A 13,997-nucleotide genomic window follows, 5' to 3' on the forward strand; every position below is an offset into this window, starting at 1 on the left:
GGAAATGACTCAGCCTCGGCTACTCGGAGGTCGCTACGAGCTCGACGGTGTCGTCGGGCGCGGCGGCATGGCTGAGGTGTATCGTGCCCGGGACATCCGGCTGGACCGCATAGTCGCGATCAAGACTCTCCGGTCGGATCTGGCGCGCGATCACACCTTCCAGGCCCGTTTCCGCCGTGAGGCACAGTCCGCGGCTTCGCTGAACCACCCGGCCGTCGTCGCGGTCTACGACACCGGCGAGGACGTCAGCGAGGGCGCCCCCGTGCCCTACATCGTGATGGAGTACGTCGACGGGCGCACCCTGCGCGACCTGCTCCGGGCCGACCGGCGGCTGCTGCCGGAGCGGGCGGTCGAGCTGGTCGACGGCATCCTGCGGGCGCTCGACTACAGCCACCGCGGCGGCATCGTGCACCGCGACATCAAGCCGGCCAACGTCATGATCACCCGGGCGGGCGACGTCAAGGTGATGGACTTCGGCATCGCCCGCGCGATGGCCGACTCCGCCGCGACGATGACGCAGACCGCGCAGGTGATAGGGACCGCCCAGTACCTGTCGCCCGAGCAGGCGCGCGGCGAGCGCGTCGACGCGCGCAGCGACATCTACTCCACCGGCTGCGTGCTGTACGAGCTGCTGACCGGCCAGCCGCCGTTCACCGGCGACTCGCCCGTCGCGATCGCCTACCAGCACGTGCGCGAGGAGCCGATCCCGCCGTCGCAGATCGACCCGGAGATCCCACAGTGGGCCGACGCGATCGTGCTCAAGGCCATGGCCAAGGACCCGGCGCATCGCTACCAGAGCGCGACCGAGATGCGCGCCGACATCCAGCGGGCGATGTCCGGCATGCCGGTCGACGCCCAGACGATCGCCATGAACAACACGTACGCCCCGACCACCCGCATGATGACCTCGACGCAGCAGGCCGCGGGCCCGGCGACGCAGCGCAGCACAGCCGTCCCGCCGTACGAGTACGACGACGACCGTGGCGGCGGCAGGGGCGGCGGCGGCCGGCGGCGGGCCAGTGGCGGCGGGGGCAACACCGCGCTGAAGACGGCGGCGTGGATCCTCGTCCCGCTGCTCGTCATCGGCGCGTTCATCGGCGTGGGCTACGCCTTCCTCAGCAACACCGACACGCCGGCGGCGCAGGCGCTCAAGGTCCCCTCGCTGGAGACGCAGACCGAGCAGGCCGCGGTCGCCGAGCTGACCGGTCTCGGGCTGAAGCCCCAGGTCGTCCGCGAGTTCAGCGACGAGTACGACCCGAAGACCGTCATCAAGACCGATCCGGCGGCGGGCGCCGAGGTCGAGAAGGGCGCGACCGTCAAGGTCGTCGTCTCCAAGGGCAAGAAGAAGGTCAAGGTGCCCGACGGGCTCATCGGCCTCACCAGGGAGGAGGCCACCGAGCTCCTCCGGAAGGAGGGCCTGACCGCCACGATCAAGACCAAGTCCTCCACCAGGAAGCAGGGCACGGTCATCTCCACCGATCCCGCCGCGGGCGAGGAGGTCGAGGACGGCGGCAGCGTCACGCTGTACGTGCCCAAGGAGCTGACCACGGTCCCGAACGTCACCGGCATGACGGCCGACGAGGCCAGGGCGGCGCTGGAGGCGGCCGGCTTCAAGGTCAAGATCAGTGAGCAGTTCAACGAGCAGGCCGCCGAGGGCACGGTCTTCCGGCAGAGCCCCGGCCCGGACGCCAAGCTGTCTCCCGGCACGACCATCACGCTCGAGGTCTCCAAGGGGCCCGACCAGTCGCAGCCCACGGACCAGCCGACGTTCACGCAGGAGCCCGATCCGACGCTGCCCACCGACGAGCCGACGGACGATCAGACGACGATCGAGGATCCGACCGGCGACGACGGCTTCGGATGACGTTCCGGGGCGCGTGACGCTCAGAGCGCTTGAGGAGCCGCCTCCCGGCTGGGAGGCGGCTCCTCCGCTTTTCGGTGGCTTCGGGCGGGCCTGTGGGCGCCTGAGAGCCGCCAGGAGCGCCTGTGGATGAACGCCACCCGGGGAACGCGGCGAGAACGGCCTGCGGCTCCCCGGCGGCCGGGCCAAGCGAAAGAGCGCCCCCGCCGCTCGGGGGCAACGGCGGGGACGCTCATCTGTGAGTCGTGGCGGCCGGGCCGCGCGTTACACGATCGCGCTACCCGATCGCGCTCAGCCAGTTGGCGAGCAGCCGGTGGCCGTGCTCGGACAGCACCGACTCGGGATGGAACTGGACGCCCTCGATCGGGGCCTCGCGGTGGCGCAGGCCCATGATGACGCCGTCGTCGGTGCGGGCGCTCACCTGGAGCTCGCCGGGGACCGTCTCGGGGCGCACGGCCAGCGAGTGGTAGCGGGTCATCCGCACCGGCGAGGGCAGCGACGCGAACACGCCCCGGCCGTCGTGGGCGATCGCGCTGGTGCGACCGTGGACGATCTCCGGCGCGCGGGAGACGGTGGCGCCGTAGGCGTGGGCGATGGCCTGATGGCCGAGGCAGACGCCGAGCAGCGGCCGGCCCTCCTCGGCGGCCCGGCGCACCAGGGGCACGCTGACGCCCGCCGCCTCTGGGGTGCCCGGACCCGGGCTGATGAGGACGCCGTCGAAGCCGGCGGCGTCGGTCACGGCCACCTCGTCGCGCGGGCGCACGTCGCACGTGGCGCCCAGCTCGCGCAGGTACTGGACGATGGTGTGGACGAAGCTGTCGTGGTTGTCCACCACCAGCACACGGGTCATTGCGTAACCGTCACCTCGTCCAGCGTCATCAGGGGTTCGAGCAGCGGAAACACCCGATACCACAGTACGGCCACCGCGATGCCGGCCAGCACGGCGGCCAGCAGTGCCTTGACGGCCGTGGGGCCGGGGAGCCTGCGCCAGATCCAGCCGTACACGTGATCAGTCCTTCCTGAGCTCGACGCGGTCGAGCACCCCGTGCACGATGTAGCGCTGCGCGGCGGAGTACTCGGGGTGGCAGGTGGTGAGCGTGATGAACGCCTTGGACGGCTTGCGCTGGGGCTTGCCGGGCACCGGGGCGATGACGTCCAGGTCGGTGGGCAGCACGACCTCGTGGTAGGTCACCCGGTAGGTGTAGCGGGCCTCGCGCGCGTCCACGACGATCTCGTCGCCGCGTTTCAGCTCGTCGATCTGGTTGAACGGCGCGCCGTAGGTGGTGCGGTGGCCGGAGACGACGAAGTTGCCCTTCTGGCCCGGCAGGGCGGTGCCGGGGTAGTGGCCGGGGCCCTTGCGCAGGTCCTCGACCGACACGCCCTCGATCACGGCGTACTTGTAGTCGTTGCCCAGCCTGGGCATGCGCAGCAGGGCCACCGCGTGACCGAGCTTGATCTTCTTGAGCCGCTTCGGGCGGCCGTCGTCGCCCTGCTGCTCGCCGCCCGACTGCTCGCGGGCCAGCTCCTGCTCCAGCAGCGGCTGCTCACGGTCGGTGTAGGCGCCCGTGCCCCAGAGCAGGTAGGCGCAGAACAGCAGGAGTACGAGGCCCGCGGTGATGCACAGCTCCCCCACGGCCCGTAGCGTGGCCCTCACCCCCACAGCGTAGGCGCGCCGCTACGGTTCGTGAGGGATCGCCATGTCATGCGCGTGGCGACTATCCTGGGCCGGTCCCAAGCTCGCCGCTCTCGGCTACGCTGTCTCAACTACGCTAAACGAAGAGCCTGTGGACGATCCGGAAGCCCAGGCCCTCAGCAGGAGTCATCCAGTGCCCAAGTCGAAGGCTCGCAAGAAGGCGGTCTACACGCCGCCGCAGAAGTCCCAGCAGGTCAAGGTCAGCCCGCGCTGGCTGGCGCCGACGATGGTGGCGTCGTGGATCATCGGCATCCTGTGGATCGCCACGTACTACGTGGCCCCGCAGCAGGCGCCCCTGATCAAGGACCTCGAGGCCTGGAACCTGCTGATCGGGTTCGTTTTCATCATCTTCGGTGTGGTGCTCTCCACCCGCTGGCGTTAGATCTTTCCACAGTCTTTTCCACACCCTGGGGACGCCGGGTCACCGGCCGTTCACCCGGCGGTGCCGAGAATGGCCGTGGTCCGTACGACGACGAGTGCCACGAGTACGACCAGCGCCCCCGCGAGCGCCAGCGCCTGCCACAGGGCCCGGTTGCTCCGGGGGGCGTAGGCCATCGCGGCGGCGAGGGCCGAGCCGGTGATCAGTCCGCCGATGTGGCCGGTCCAGCTGATGCCGGACACCACGAACGTGAACACCAGGTTGAGGCCGATGATCAGGGCGATGCCGCGCACGTCCAGGTTCAGCCTGCGGCCGACCACGAACACCGCGCCGAACAGGCCGAAGACAGCGCCTGACGCGCCGATCGTCGCCGTGTTGAGCGGGTCCAGCCAGTAGCTGAGCACCGAGCCGCCCAGCGCGCTGAGCAGGTAGACGGCCAGGTAGCGGAGATGGCCGAAGGCACGCTCCAGGTAGGGGCCGATGACGTAGAGTGCCCAGCCGTTGAACAGGATGTGCAGGATGTCCCGGTGGAGGAACGCGCCGGTGAGCAGCCGGTAGTACTCGCCCCCCTGGGCCACCCCGTTCGGCCACATGGCGAAGCGCAGAGAGAGCGGGTCGTTCGGAAGCTGCTGGATGCCGAAGGCCAGAACGTTGATCGCCAGGAGCGCCCAGGTCACGTACGGCGTGCGGACGACCGCGCCGCCGAACGTGGACCTCGCCTGGCGCAGGCCCTTGCCGCCCTCGGCCACGCACTCGGGGCACTGGAAGCCCACGGCGGCGTCGCGCATGCAGTCGGGGCAGATCGGCCGTTCGCAGCGCTGGCAGCGGACCCAGGTCTCCCGCTGGGGATGCCGGTAGCACGTCGGCACGGCCTCCGCGGGCTGCTCCGGGGGCAGGGGCGGCTGGCTGGTCATGCCCGCAGCCTACGGCCTCACCGGCCCTGCCGCGTGCGCCGACGCCGCCCCTCGGCCCCCGGCCCGAGCCTGGGCTCAGCCCTGGACGCGCTCGATCGTCACCGACTCCAGCACGACGTCCTCGACCGGGCGGTCGTTGCGGCCCGTGCGGGTCTTGGCGATCGAGTCGATGACATCCTGGCCCTCGACGACCTCGCCGAAGATGGTGTGCCGGCCGTTGAGGTGCGGCGTCGGGACGACCGTGATGAAGAACTGCGAGCCGTTGGTGCCCTTGCCGAAGCGGACGCCCGCGTTGGCCATGGCCAGCAGGTAGGGACGGTTGAAGTAGAGGTCCGGGTGGATCTCGTCGTCGAACTCGTAACCGGGGCCGCCGATGCCCTGGCCGAGCGGGTCACCACCCTGGATCATGAAGCCGGAGATCACCCGATGGAAGATCGTGCCGTCGTAGTACTTGCCGGTGCTCTTCTCGCCGGTGCCCGGGTGGGTCCACTCGCGGTTGCCCTCGGCGAGCTCCACGAAGTTCCGCACGGTCTTGGGCGCCTGGTTGGGGAAGAGTTCGACCTTGACGGTGCCGTGATTGGTCTGCAGGTTTGCGATCAGCTTCTCAGCCACGAGACAGCTGCCCCCCTCTATGCACACGGTTAGTTCTGTGGTGTTTCGTTGACTATGGCCGTTAGGCCTCCGGGCCATCCTCCCACGGCTCGTCATGATTGAGCCGCCTTCTACCGGGAAGGTCAGGCTCGGGGCCCCAACGACAGGGGAGGTTGTCGTGTCCCTGACACTAAGAAGACGCCGCGTGGTCATAGAGGTTCCCGCCACGTGGATGGGCCGCATGAAGGCCCGGGCCGTCGAGACCGGTCAGCGTGTTGCACCCATGGCCGACCAGGCCAAGGTGATGGCCGACCAGGCCAGGATCATGGCCGACCAGGCCAGGTTCGCCACCGCCCAGCGCATCGAGGACGCCCGTTACTGGGCGGCACCGAGGCTGGAGGACGCCGCGCATCGGGTGGAGGACCAGTTCGCTCCCAAGGTCAGCTCGATGCTGACCGCGGCGGCCGACAAGATCGACCCGACGCCCGCCAGATCGCGGCGTTGGCCGATCATGATTCTGATCACTGGTGTCGCCGTGGGCGCGATGGGCTACATGGCCTATCGCCGTAACGCGCAGCAGTGGACCGATCAGATGAAGGACTCCGCGTCCGACGCGTCGCGTTGGGTGAGCGAGAAGGCGGACAAGACCGCCCAATCCACGGAGAACGCCGCGTCCACCGTCACCGAGACGACGGACGAGGCAGCGCACAAGATGCAGTGAACCAGCGCGAAAGTGCGCCCCCACCTCAAGGGGGCGCACTTTCGCGTTTCACGGCACCGGCGGGGCGGCGTTGACGACGTACCAAGCGCTTGTTAGAACGAGCGGCATGAGCCTGTCACCGCTCGACGACCACCCCGTTCACCAGGCCGCCGAGGTCATGCGGCACGTGACCACGTCCGACCGCAACTTCTACGACCGCTACTACTTCAACTGCCACGCCGGCACGGACGAGCTGATGCTGATCATCGGCCTCGGCCAGTACCCCAACCTGGGCGTCACCGACGCGTTCGCCTGCGTGCGGCACCGTGACGCCAACCGCGACCTGCACCGCGTCGTGCGCGCCTCCCGCGAGCTGGGCGCCGACCGAATGGACACCGGGATCGGCCCGTTCCGGGTCGAGGTCGTCGAAGGGCTCAAACGGCTCCGCGTCGTGCTGGAGCCGAACGAGCATGGCCTGTCCTTCGACCTCGCCTGGGAGGGCGCGATCCCGGCGACACTGGAGCCCCGGCACTTCCTGCGCCGGCAGGAACGGGTCATCTTCGACTCGGTACGGCTCGCGCAGACCGGGAGGTGGACCGGCCACATCCGCGTGGGCTCCGAGGAGATCCCGGTCACCCCCGACCGATGGCAGGGCACCCGGGACCGGTCCTGGGGCGTCCGGCCCGTCGGTGAGCCCGAGCCGCCCGGCGTCCAGGCCAGGAACGCCGGGACGTTCTACTGGCTGTACGCGCCGATGATGTTCGACGACCACGCCATCCTCTGCATCGTGCAGGAGGACGAGCGCGGGCGCCGGGTGCTGGAGGAGGCCACCCGGGTGTGGTCGGACGGCCGCGAGGAGGAGTACCTCGGCCGGCCCGAGTACCGTCCCGTCTACGCGCCCGGCACCCGCGACGTGGTCGAGGCCACGATCACCTTCGCGCCGCCCGGAGGCAAGCCGTTCGACGTGCGCTGCACGCCGATCCTGCCGGTCCACCTCATGGTCGGCACCGGGTACGGCCTCGAACCGGACTGGCGGCACGGCATGTACCAGGGCGCCGGGCCGGTCGTGCAGGGGGTGACCTACACGCTGCCGGCCGACGCGGCCCGGATGTGGGGCCTGGTCGACGCCGTGGGCCGGTTCGAGTACGACGGTCTGGTGGGACACGGGCTGTTCGAGTACTGGGCGCTCGGCCCGCACCCGTCGTTCACTTCCTGACCGGCCGGCTACTCCTTCTCGGCCTTGCAGACCACCGTGAAGCGGACGCCCTTGACGTCCTTGACGCCCTTGGGCGGCACACCGTCGGGGCCCTCGGCCGGGAGGGCGGGCACGGCCTCGCCCACCTCGGGCTCGCCCCCCTTGACCTTGCCCTCCTTCAGCTCGCCCTCCTTGAGGCCGCCCTCCTTGAGCCGCAGGATCTTCGCCTCCTCTCCGGGCTCGGCCTTCCTGATGCGGAGCTCCGGCGCGCCCTCGGGGAGGGTTTCGGCCGCCTTCTCCGCCTTTTCCGCCTTCTCCGCGGGCACCGCGCGCTCCAGGCGGAAGTCCTTCACCCGGGCGAGCTCGGCCGGCTCGCCCGGATCGCCCTCGGCGACGACGACCTTGCCGTCCTCGAGCTTCACGACTTTGAGGGCCTTGACGCCCTTGGCGAAGCTCAGGGTCTCGCCGTCGCTCGTCCTGCAGACGATCGCACCCTCGGGCGCGGGCGACGGGGTCTCGTCGGCCAGCGCCGACCCGCTGAGGATCGACAGGGCGAGGACGCCCACCGCGCCCAGGATCCCGACACGCCTCTTCAACATGGACATCTTCCCTTCATGGAAGGTGCTCAGCACGATCTGACGGTCCGAGACTGGCCCGCCGTACCTGAAGCGAGCCTGAACGCAGCCGAAATGATCTTCAGGTTGGCTTTAGGCAGCGTGCGGCACTCTGGTCAGCGTGCGGCTCTTACTGGTGGAGGACGAGCGGCGGCTGGCCGGTCTCGTGCGGGACGGGTTGTCGGGCGAGGGCTTCGCGGTCGACGTGGCCCACGACGGCCGCGACGGGCTGTGGATGGCGACCGAGAACCCCTATGACGTGATCGTCCTGGACGTGATGCTGCCCCGGATGAACGGCTACACCGTCTGCACCCGGCTGCGCGAGGCCGGGAACTGGACGCCGATCATGATGCTCACGGCCAAGGACGGCGTCTACGACGAGGCCGAGGCCCTCGACACGGGCGCCGACGACTACCTGGCCAAGCCGTTCTCGTACGTGGTGCTGCTGGCGCGGCTGCGGGCCCTGGTGCGGCGGGGCGGCAGGGAGCGGCCGGTGTCGATCACGGTGGGCGACCTGGTGCTCGACCCGGCGGGGCTGCGCTGCCGCAGGGGCGAGGTGGAGATCGCGCTGACGCCGAAGGAGTTCGCCGTGCTGCACGGGCTGGCGCGGCGGGCGGGCGAGGTGGTCTCCAAGAGCGAGCTGCTCGCGCAGGCGTGGGACTTCTCCTACGACGGCGACCCGAACATCGTCGAGGTCTACATCAGCGCGCTGCGGCGCAAGATCGACCAGCCGTTCGGCCGGTCGTCGCTGATCACGGTGCGGGGCGCCGGTTACCGGTTGGAGGCGACATGAGCGCGGGCCTGACGCGGACCCCGCGGGACCGGCTGCGGACCGCACTGCCGGCCGGGCTGGTCACCGGGGTGCGGAAGAGGTTGCCGGTCGGTCTGCCGGCCGGCCTGTCGTCGGTACGGCTGCGGGCCACGGCGGCGGCGACCCTGGTCGTGGCGCTCGCCCTGGGGGTCGCCGCGGCCGTACTCGTCGTGACGTTGCGCGGCAGTCTGGAGGCCAGCACGGACGCCGAGGCGGCGCGGCGGGCGGTGGCGGCGGCGCCGCGGCTCATCCAGGGGGTGAAGGCCGTTCAGGCCGAGCCGGCGGAGGTCGGGGTCGCGGCCCCGCTCGACGCGAAGCCCGTGAAGACCGAAGAGAAGACCGGCGTGAGGACCGAAGGGAAGCCCGGTGTGCGGCCCACCGGGGAGACCTATGAGGGGGCCGAGGCGGATCAGCCGATGGGTGACCCCGACGTCCTGCTCATCGGCGGCTCAGGTGAGTCTCTGGCCGTCACGGAGTGGGCCCAGCCGCGTCAGTACGCCGTGGCGGCCCTGAAGGTGGCCACGGCGGACGGGACCTCCACGGTGCTGGCCAGGGCCTCCCGCGCCGGTGCCGAGGAGGCGTTGCGGGCGCTCGACGGCGCGCTGCTGCCCGGTGTTCCGGCGCTGCTGGGGGTGGTGGCGGCGATGACGTGGTTCTCGGTGACCCGGGCGCTGAGGCCGGTCGCCGCGATCCGCGCCAAGATGGCCGACATCACCGCCCGGGACCTGCACCAGCGCGTGCCGGTGCCCCGCTCGGGCGACGAGATCGCAGCGCTGGCCACGACCGTCAACGGCACGCTCGACCGGCTGGAGACGGCCGTCGGGACGCACCAGCGGTTCGTCGCCGACGCCGCGCACGAGCTGCGCAGCCCCATCGCCACGCTGCGGGCGCGGCTGGAGCTGGCCCCGCCCAGCGAGCTGACCCGCGAGGCGCTGGCGGACGTCGAGCGCCTCCAGGCGCTGGCCGGCGACCTGCTCATGCTGGCCAGGCTGGACGCCGGTGAGCCGGTGCGGACGACGTCGCTCGACCTCGGGCAGGTGGCGTTCGAGGAGTCGGTGCGCCACGGGCAGGAGAAGGAGCCGCGGGTCGTGGTGGACATCGAGCCGGACGTGGTGGTGCGGGGCTCGCGCGGCCACCTCGCCCGGCTGGTGACGAACCTGCTCGACAACGCGCGCCGGCACGCCGAGACGGCGGTGACGGTCCGGGTGCGCCCGGGTGACGGCCTCGCGGTGCTGGAGGTGCTCGATGACGGGCCGGGGATCGCGCCGGAGCACCGGGAGGCGGTGTTCGACCGGTTCACCCGGCTGGACGAGGCGCGGGCCAGGGACGACGGCGGCGCGGGCCTGGGTCTGCCCATCGCCCGCGACATCGCGGGGCTGCACGGCGGCACTCTGGTGGCGATCGACGGCGGCTTCCGCGCCACGCTCCCCGCGAGCACGTGACCGGGGGCCGGCCCCCGGTGAGGCGGGCCGGCGCTAGGGAGACAGGTGGACCGGGCAGCCGAGGTCGGCGCCGATGCGGGTCAGGCCGGCGGCGAAGGAGTCGCGGGTGTTTCGGTCGTAGCCGATGAAGAAGCGGTTGGCCAGCCGCACGCCCCAGCGCAGGCTCGTGGCCACGTCGTAGACCCGGTGGGTGAGCCGCGTTCCGCCGAGGTGGGGGACGAACGTCCACTCGCCCCGGTACCACCATCCGCCCTGCAGGGCGATCATCCGGTCCGTGACCTCGGCGGTGCTCGTGTGCCCGGGGATGTCCTCGACGGTGAACCGGCCGCTGTCCGGCGCACCCTCCGGCAGCAGGGTCCTGGCCAGCACCTCGCGCACCCGCTCCACCGGCGCCTCCACCACGCCCGACACCTCAGTGATCAGCCTCTTGTCCATGGTCGCCTCCTTCGGATACCCGCTCCATCAGTGATCGCTTGACCGTGTCCGGCCAGTCGAGCGCGCCGCTCTCCAGCCGCTCCAGCACCCCCCGCACCCAGGCCAGCTCGGCCGCCTGGACGGCCCGCTGGTAGTCGAGCTCCAGCGCGAGCACCTCCGGCAGGCCGTTGTCGGCCATGCCCGCCAGGTGCGCGTCGAGGCCGCCGACCGCCGCCTCCAGCGCGGCCGCGCGATTGCGCAGCGCGCGCCGCGCCTCGGGCACCGGCAGCGCGCCGATCAGCGAGATCCCGGCCACGAGGACGCGCCGGTCGGGATCGGGCCGTTCCAGCAGGCTCCGCAGCCTCGTGGCCAGCTCCTGCCGTCCCTCGCCGGTGATCTCGTAGACGGTCCGCTCGGGGCGGCGGCCCTCGCGCGCGGTGGCCGCGGGGACGATCAGCTCCTCGCGTGCCAGCCGTTCGACCGCGTGGTAGAGGCTCCTGGGCAGCCCGGCCACGTAGTCCTTGTGCGTGTCCACGATGAGGCGGTGCAGCTCGTAGGGGTGGCTGGGACGGACCGAGAGCAGGGCGAGCACGGTCAGCCCGGCCAGATCATGGCGCTGCGCCATGATGCCTCCTTCTATAGTGCAACTTGCACTATAAGCGGAGCCGCTGGAGCTGTCGAGGGTCCGCCGGGGGCGGGCTCGTCAGGCGAGAAGGCCGTCGAGCTGCATGAAGGCGCGCTCGATGATCTGCCGGGTGACGTCCTCGGGGTACGGGAACTGCTTGACCATGTCGCGCAGCCCCTCCACGTGCGCCCGCCTGGCCAGCGCGGCGACCGTCGCCAGCTCCGCCGCCTGCGCCTCGGCGAACGCGCGGTCCACCACCGCGCCGTGACCGGGCACGACCACCTCGCCGGGCAGCTCGGCCAGCATGGCGGCCGCCGTCTCCGGCCAGTCCAGGGGGTACGAGTCGCCGAACGCCGGCGGCGCCCCCTGCTCCACCAGGTCACCGGCGAACACCACCCCGGCGTCGGGCACGTACGTGACGATGTCGTTGCTGCTGTGGCCGAGTCCGAAGTGGCGCAGGTGGATGATCCGGCCGCCGATGTCGAGCGTCGCGGCGGTGGTGAACGTGTGGTCGGGCGGCACGATCACCACCTCCTCCACCTCCTCGCGCCTTGCCTCCGGCACCCCGTCGACGACTCTGGCGCGCTGCTCCAGCCCGTACCGCTCGATCTCCTCCGCGCACCTCACGTGGCCCCAGATCTCGGCGGGCAGGAACGGCGCGTTGCCGAAGTAGTGGTCGAAGTGGGAGTGGCTGTTGACGACCGTCCACGGGCTGCCGGTGATCCGCCTGATCGCCTCGATCAGGTCGGCCGCCTCGCGGTGGGACATCCGCGTGTCGAGTACGAGGCAGTGCCCGTCGCCGACCACCAAGCCGACATTCATGTCGTACGACCTGTGGCGCCGGACGTACACCCGGTCGCCGACCTCCCGCCATTGCTCCCTCATGAACGAAACCTTACTGACCGGACGATCTCAGCCCCGGAGGTAGGCGAGGACCGCCAGCACCCTGCGGTGGCCGTCGGCGGCCGGCGGCAGGTCCAGCTTGGTGAAGATGCCCGCGATGTGCTTGGCCACGGCCGCCTCCGTGACGAACAGCTCACGCGCGATCGAGGCGTTGGCGCGGCCCGCCGCGACCAGCCCGAGCACCTCCCGCTCGCGGGGTGTGAGCCGCGCCAGCGGGTCGCGGCGCCGCCGCAGGAGCTGGCGCACCACCTCGGGATCGACGACCGTGCCCCCGGCGGCCACGCGGTCGAGCGCGTCCACGAACTCCCGCACGTCACCGACGCGGTCCTTCAGCAGGTAGCCGATGCCGGCGCCGCCCTCCGAGTCGAGCAGCTCGGCGGCGTACGTCTGCTCGACGTACTGGCTGAGCACGAGCACGGCCAGCTCCGGGCGCGCCCGGCGCAGCTCCACGGCGGCGCGCAGCCCCTCGTCGGAGAAGCCGGGCGGCATGCGCACGTCGGTGACCACGGCGTCCGGCCGGTGCTCGGTGGCGGCCTCGACCAGCGCGGGCGCGTCTCCGACGGCGGCGAGCACGGTGTGGCCGAACCGTTCGAGGAGGCCGACCAGGCCCTCCCGGAGCAGGACGGCGTCCTCGGCTATCACTACGCGCACGGGATCTCCACTCGCACCAGGGTCGGGCCGCCGGCCGGGCTGGACACCGACAGCCTGCCACCCACGACGGCGAGCCGGTCGGCCAGGCCGGTCAGGCCACTGCCGCGCCCCGGATCGGCCCCGCCGCGGCCGTCGTCGCGGATCTCCACGAGCAGCGTGCCGCCCTCGGCGCCGCCGGTGACGCGGGCCGCGCTCGCGCCGCTGTGCCGGGCGACGTTCGTGAGGGCCTCCGTGACGACGTAGTACGCGGTGACCTCCACGGCCGGGGGCAGCCGTTCCTCCAGCGCGAGCTGCACCTCGACCGGGACGGGCGAGCGGCCGGCGACGTCGCGGACGGCGGCGGGCAGTCCCCGGTCGGTGAGCACCTGGGAGTGCACGCCCCGGATGAGCGCCCGCAGCTCGGCCAGCGCCTGCTTCGCCTCGTCGTGTGCCCGCGCCACCAGCCGTCCGGCCGGAGTGTCGTCGGGCAGGTCCAGCCGGGCGATGCCGAGGCTCATCGTCAGCGCCACCAGCCGCTGCTGGGCGCCGTCGTGCAGGTCACGCTCGATCCTGCGTCGCTCGGTCTCGAACGCGTCCACGAGCCGGGCCCGCGATCGCAGCACCTCGCTCAGCTCGGCGGCCTGCGGGGCCAGGATCGCACGGGTCATGGCGCCCCTCGCCCCGGCCCAGGCGGTGAGCGTGTACGCGGCGACGGGCACCAGGAGCACCCCGAGGCCCGAGGCCGCGAGCCCGACGGGGACGCTCACGGTGGGCTGCGCCACCGGCGTCAGGATCAGCAGCACGAGCCCGACCGCGGCGAACAGCGCCATGACCACGTCCAGCCACCACAGCAGCAGCACCGTCACCCCGCCCAGCGCCGCCTCCCGGCGCAGCCCGCCAGGCGTGACGGGCAGCGGCACGTCGTCCACCAGCCGCAGCCGCCACCGTTCGTAGCGGGCCACCACGGGGGTGAGCAGCGCGACCACCGCCACCCCGGCGACCGCGACGGCCGGGGATGCCGTCACCGCCACCCCGGCCACGACACCCATGACGGGCAGGCCGGGCACGACCGCGGCCAGCAGGTAGGCCAGCGAACGCCACGGCCAGGCCGACCTCAGGAAGGGGATCGGCCGCTGGGTGAGCGCTTCCGGCGCGGTCCTGACGAGCACGCCGCGACACTATCCGCGCGCGACCCCAGGGGTCGGTAGTGCCAGGTAGACCTTTT

17 protein-coding genes are annotated in these 13,997 nt (G+C 71.6%); 6 read left to right on the forward strand and 11 right to left on the reverse strand.

Annotated elements, in window-relative coordinates:
* Window positions 1–4: 4 nt before the first annotated feature.
* Complete coding sequence (pknB, locus tag MTP10_RS04105) at window positions 5–1,864, forward strand: Stk1 family PASTA domain-containing Ser/Thr kinase (RefSeq protein WP_310707634.1); 1,860 nt, start codon at window positions 5–7, stop codon at window positions 1,862–1,864.
* A 274-nt stretch (window positions 1,865–2,138) separates the two neighbouring features.
* Here pknB and MTP10_RS04110 read toward each other — a convergent pair whose 3' ends face one another.
* The 3 genes from MTP10_RS04110 to MTP10_RS04120 are packed head-to-tail and all read right to left on the reverse strand — an operon-like array spanning window position 2,139 to window position 3,515.
* On the reverse strand, window positions 2,139–2,711 hold the full coding sequence (locus tag MTP10_RS04110; RefSeq protein WP_310707635.1) for a glutamine amidotransferase-related protein: 573 nt from the start codon (window positions 2,709–2,711) through the stop codon (window positions 2,139–2,141).
* A complete protein-coding gene (locus MTP10_RS04115) occupies window positions 2,708–2,866 on the reverse strand; it encodes a hypothetical protein (protein WP_310707636.1) in 159 nt (52 codons plus the stop codon). Before MTP10_RS04115 ends, MTP10_RS04110 begins: the two co-directional genes overlap by 4 nt.
* Window positions 2,867–2,870: 4 nt before the next feature.
* Window positions 2,871–3,515, reverse strand: a complete 645-nt coding sequence (locus MTP10_RS04120) for a class E sortase (RefSeq protein ID WP_310707637.1) — start codon at window positions 3,513–3,515, stop codon at window positions 2,871–2,873.
* A 172-nt stretch (window positions 3,516–3,687) separates the two neighbouring features.
* Here MTP10_RS04120 and MTP10_RS04125 point away from each other — a divergent pair, with 172 nt between their 5' ends.
* Window positions 3,688–3,936, forward strand: coding sequence for a cell division protein CrgA (locus MTP10_RS04125; RefSeq protein ID WP_310707638.1), 249 nt, complete (start codon window positions 3,688–3,690; stop codon window positions 3,934–3,936).
* Between the two features lie 50 nt (window positions 3,937–3,986).
* Here the strand turns inward: MTP10_RS04125 and MTP10_RS04130 are convergent, their stop codons facing one another.
* Complete coding sequence (locus MTP10_RS04130) at window positions 3,987–4,847, reverse strand: rhomboid family intramembrane serine protease (RefSeq protein ID WP_310707639.1); 861 nt, start codon at window positions 4,845–4,847, stop codon at window positions 3,987–3,989.
* A gap of 75 nt (window positions 4,848–4,922) precedes the next feature.
* On the reverse strand, window positions 4,923–5,459 hold the full coding sequence (locus MTP10_RS04135; RefSeq protein WP_310707640.1) for a peptidylprolyl isomerase: 537 nt from the start codon (window positions 5,457–5,459) through the stop codon (window positions 4,923–4,925).
* Between the two features lie 157 nt (window positions 5,460–5,616).
* Here MTP10_RS04135 and MTP10_RS04140 point away from each other — a divergent pair, with 157 nt between their 5' ends.
* Together MTP10_RS04140 and MTP10_RS04145 are read left to right on the forward strand one after the other, a co-directional pair.
* On the forward strand, window positions 5,617–6,159 hold the full coding sequence (locus MTP10_RS04140; RefSeq protein ID WP_310707641.1) for a hypothetical protein: 543 nt from the start codon (window positions 5,617–5,619) through the stop codon (window positions 6,157–6,159).
* Between the two features lie 106 nt (window positions 6,160–6,265).
* Window positions 6,266–7,354, forward strand: a complete 1,089-nt coding sequence (locus tag MTP10_RS04145) for a hypothetical protein (protein ID WP_310707642.1) — start codon at window positions 6,266–6,268, stop codon at window positions 7,352–7,354.
* An 8-nt stretch (window positions 7,355–7,362) separates the two neighbouring features.
* On the opposite strand, the gene MTP10_RS04150 is transcribed toward MTP10_RS04145, so the two are convergent.
* Window positions 7,363–7,932, reverse strand: coding sequence for a hypothetical protein (locus MTP10_RS04150; protein WP_310707643.1), 570 nt, complete (start codon window positions 7,930–7,932; stop codon window positions 7,363–7,365).
* 136 nt (window positions 7,933–8,068) lie between these two features.
* Here MTP10_RS04150 and MTP10_RS04155 point away from each other — a divergent pair, with 136 nt between their 5' ends.
* Window positions 8,069–8,740, forward strand: a complete 672-nt coding sequence (locus tag MTP10_RS04155) for a response regulator transcription factor (protein ID WP_310707644.1) — start codon at window positions 8,069–8,071, stop codon at window positions 8,738–8,740.
* The gene (locus tag MTP10_RS04160) at window positions 8,737–10,200 is read left to right on the forward strand and encodes a HAMP domain-containing sensor histidine kinase (protein ID WP_310707645.1); all 1,464 of its coding nucleotides are present in this window, start codon (window positions 8,737–8,739) and stop codon (window positions 10,198–10,200) included. Before MTP10_RS04155 ends, MTP10_RS04160 begins: the two co-directional genes overlap by 4 nt.
* Window positions 10,201–10,233: 33 nt before the next feature.
* Here the strand turns inward: MTP10_RS04160 and MTP10_RS04165 are convergent, their stop codons facing one another.
* The 5 genes from MTP10_RS04165 to MTP10_RS04185 all read right to left on the reverse strand — a co-directional run bounded on the left by MTP10_RS04165 (window position 10,234) and on the right by MTP10_RS04185 (window position 13,941).
* On the reverse strand, window positions 10,234–10,635 hold the full coding sequence (locus MTP10_RS04165; protein ID WP_310707646.1) for a hypothetical protein: 402 nt from the start codon (window positions 10,633–10,635) through the stop codon (window positions 10,234–10,236).
* Window positions 10,613–11,239, reverse strand: coding sequence for a PadR family transcriptional regulator (locus tag MTP10_RS04170; RefSeq protein ID WP_310707647.1), 627 nt, complete (start codon window positions 11,237–11,239; stop codon window positions 10,613–10,615). Before MTP10_RS04170 ends, MTP10_RS04165 begins: the two co-directional genes overlap by 23 nt.
* Window positions 11,240–11,317: 78 nt before the next feature.
* Window positions 11,318–12,124 (reverse strand): MBL fold metallo-hydrolase, encoded by an 807-nt coding sequence (locus tag MTP10_RS04175; protein ID WP_310707648.1) that lies wholly within the window; start codon window positions 12,122–12,124, stop codon window positions 11,318–11,320.
* A 27-nt stretch (window positions 12,125–12,151) separates the two neighbouring features.
* Entirely contained in the window at window positions 12,152–12,793 is a 642-nt protein-coding gene (locus tag MTP10_RS04180; protein ID WP_310707649.1) for a response regulator transcription factor, read from the reverse strand.
* Window positions 12,784–13,941, reverse strand: coding sequence for a sensor histidine kinase (locus MTP10_RS04185; RefSeq protein WP_310707650.1), 1,158 nt, complete (start codon window positions 13,939–13,941; stop codon window positions 12,784–12,786). Before MTP10_RS04185 ends, MTP10_RS04180 begins: the two co-directional genes overlap by 10 nt.
* Window positions 13,942–13,997: the final 56 nt, after the last annotated feature.

This window comes from Nonomuraea sp. 3-1Str, from assembly GCF_031570565.1.
Classification (GTDB): domain Bacteria; phylum Actinomycetota; class Actinomycetes; order Streptosporangiales; family Streptosporangiaceae; genus Nonomuraea.

Coding starts and splice junctions, on each gene's coding strand:
- MTP10_RS04110 (WP_310707635.1), bottom strand. CDS start 2,711: ATGACCCGTGTGCTGGTGGTGGACAACCACGACAGCTTCGTCCACACC.
- MTP10_RS04160 (WP_310707645.1), top strand. CDS start 8,737: ATGAGCGCGGGCCTGACGCGGACCCCGCGGGACCGGCTGCGGACCGCA.
- MTP10_RS04150 (WP_310707643.1), bottom strand. CDS start 7,932: ATGTTGAAGAGGCGTGTCGGGATCCTGGGCGCGGTGGGCGTCCTCGCC.
- MTP10_RS04145 (WP_310707642.1), top strand. CDS start 6,266: ATGAGCCTGTCACCGCTCGACGACCACCCCGTTCACCAGGCCGCCGAG.
- MTP10_RS04175 (WP_310707648.1), bottom strand. CDS start 12,124: ATGAGGGAGCAATGGCGGGAGGTCGGCGACCGGGTGTACGTCCGGCGC.
- MTP10_RS04165 (WP_310707646.1), bottom strand. CDS start 10,635: ATGGACAAGAGGCTGATCACTGAGGTGTCGGGCGTGGTGGAGGCGCCG.
- pknB (WP_310707634.1), top strand. CDS start 5: ATGACTCAGCCTCGGCTACTCGGAGGTCGCTACGAGCTCGACGGTGTC.
- MTP10_RS04170 (WP_310707647.1), bottom strand. CDS start 11,239: ATGGCGCAGCGCCATGATCTGGCCGGGCTGACCGTGCTCGCCCTGCTC.
- MTP10_RS04130 (WP_310707639.1), bottom strand. CDS start 4,847: ATGACCAGCCAGCCGCCCCTGCCCCCGGAGCAGCCCGCGGAGGCCGTG.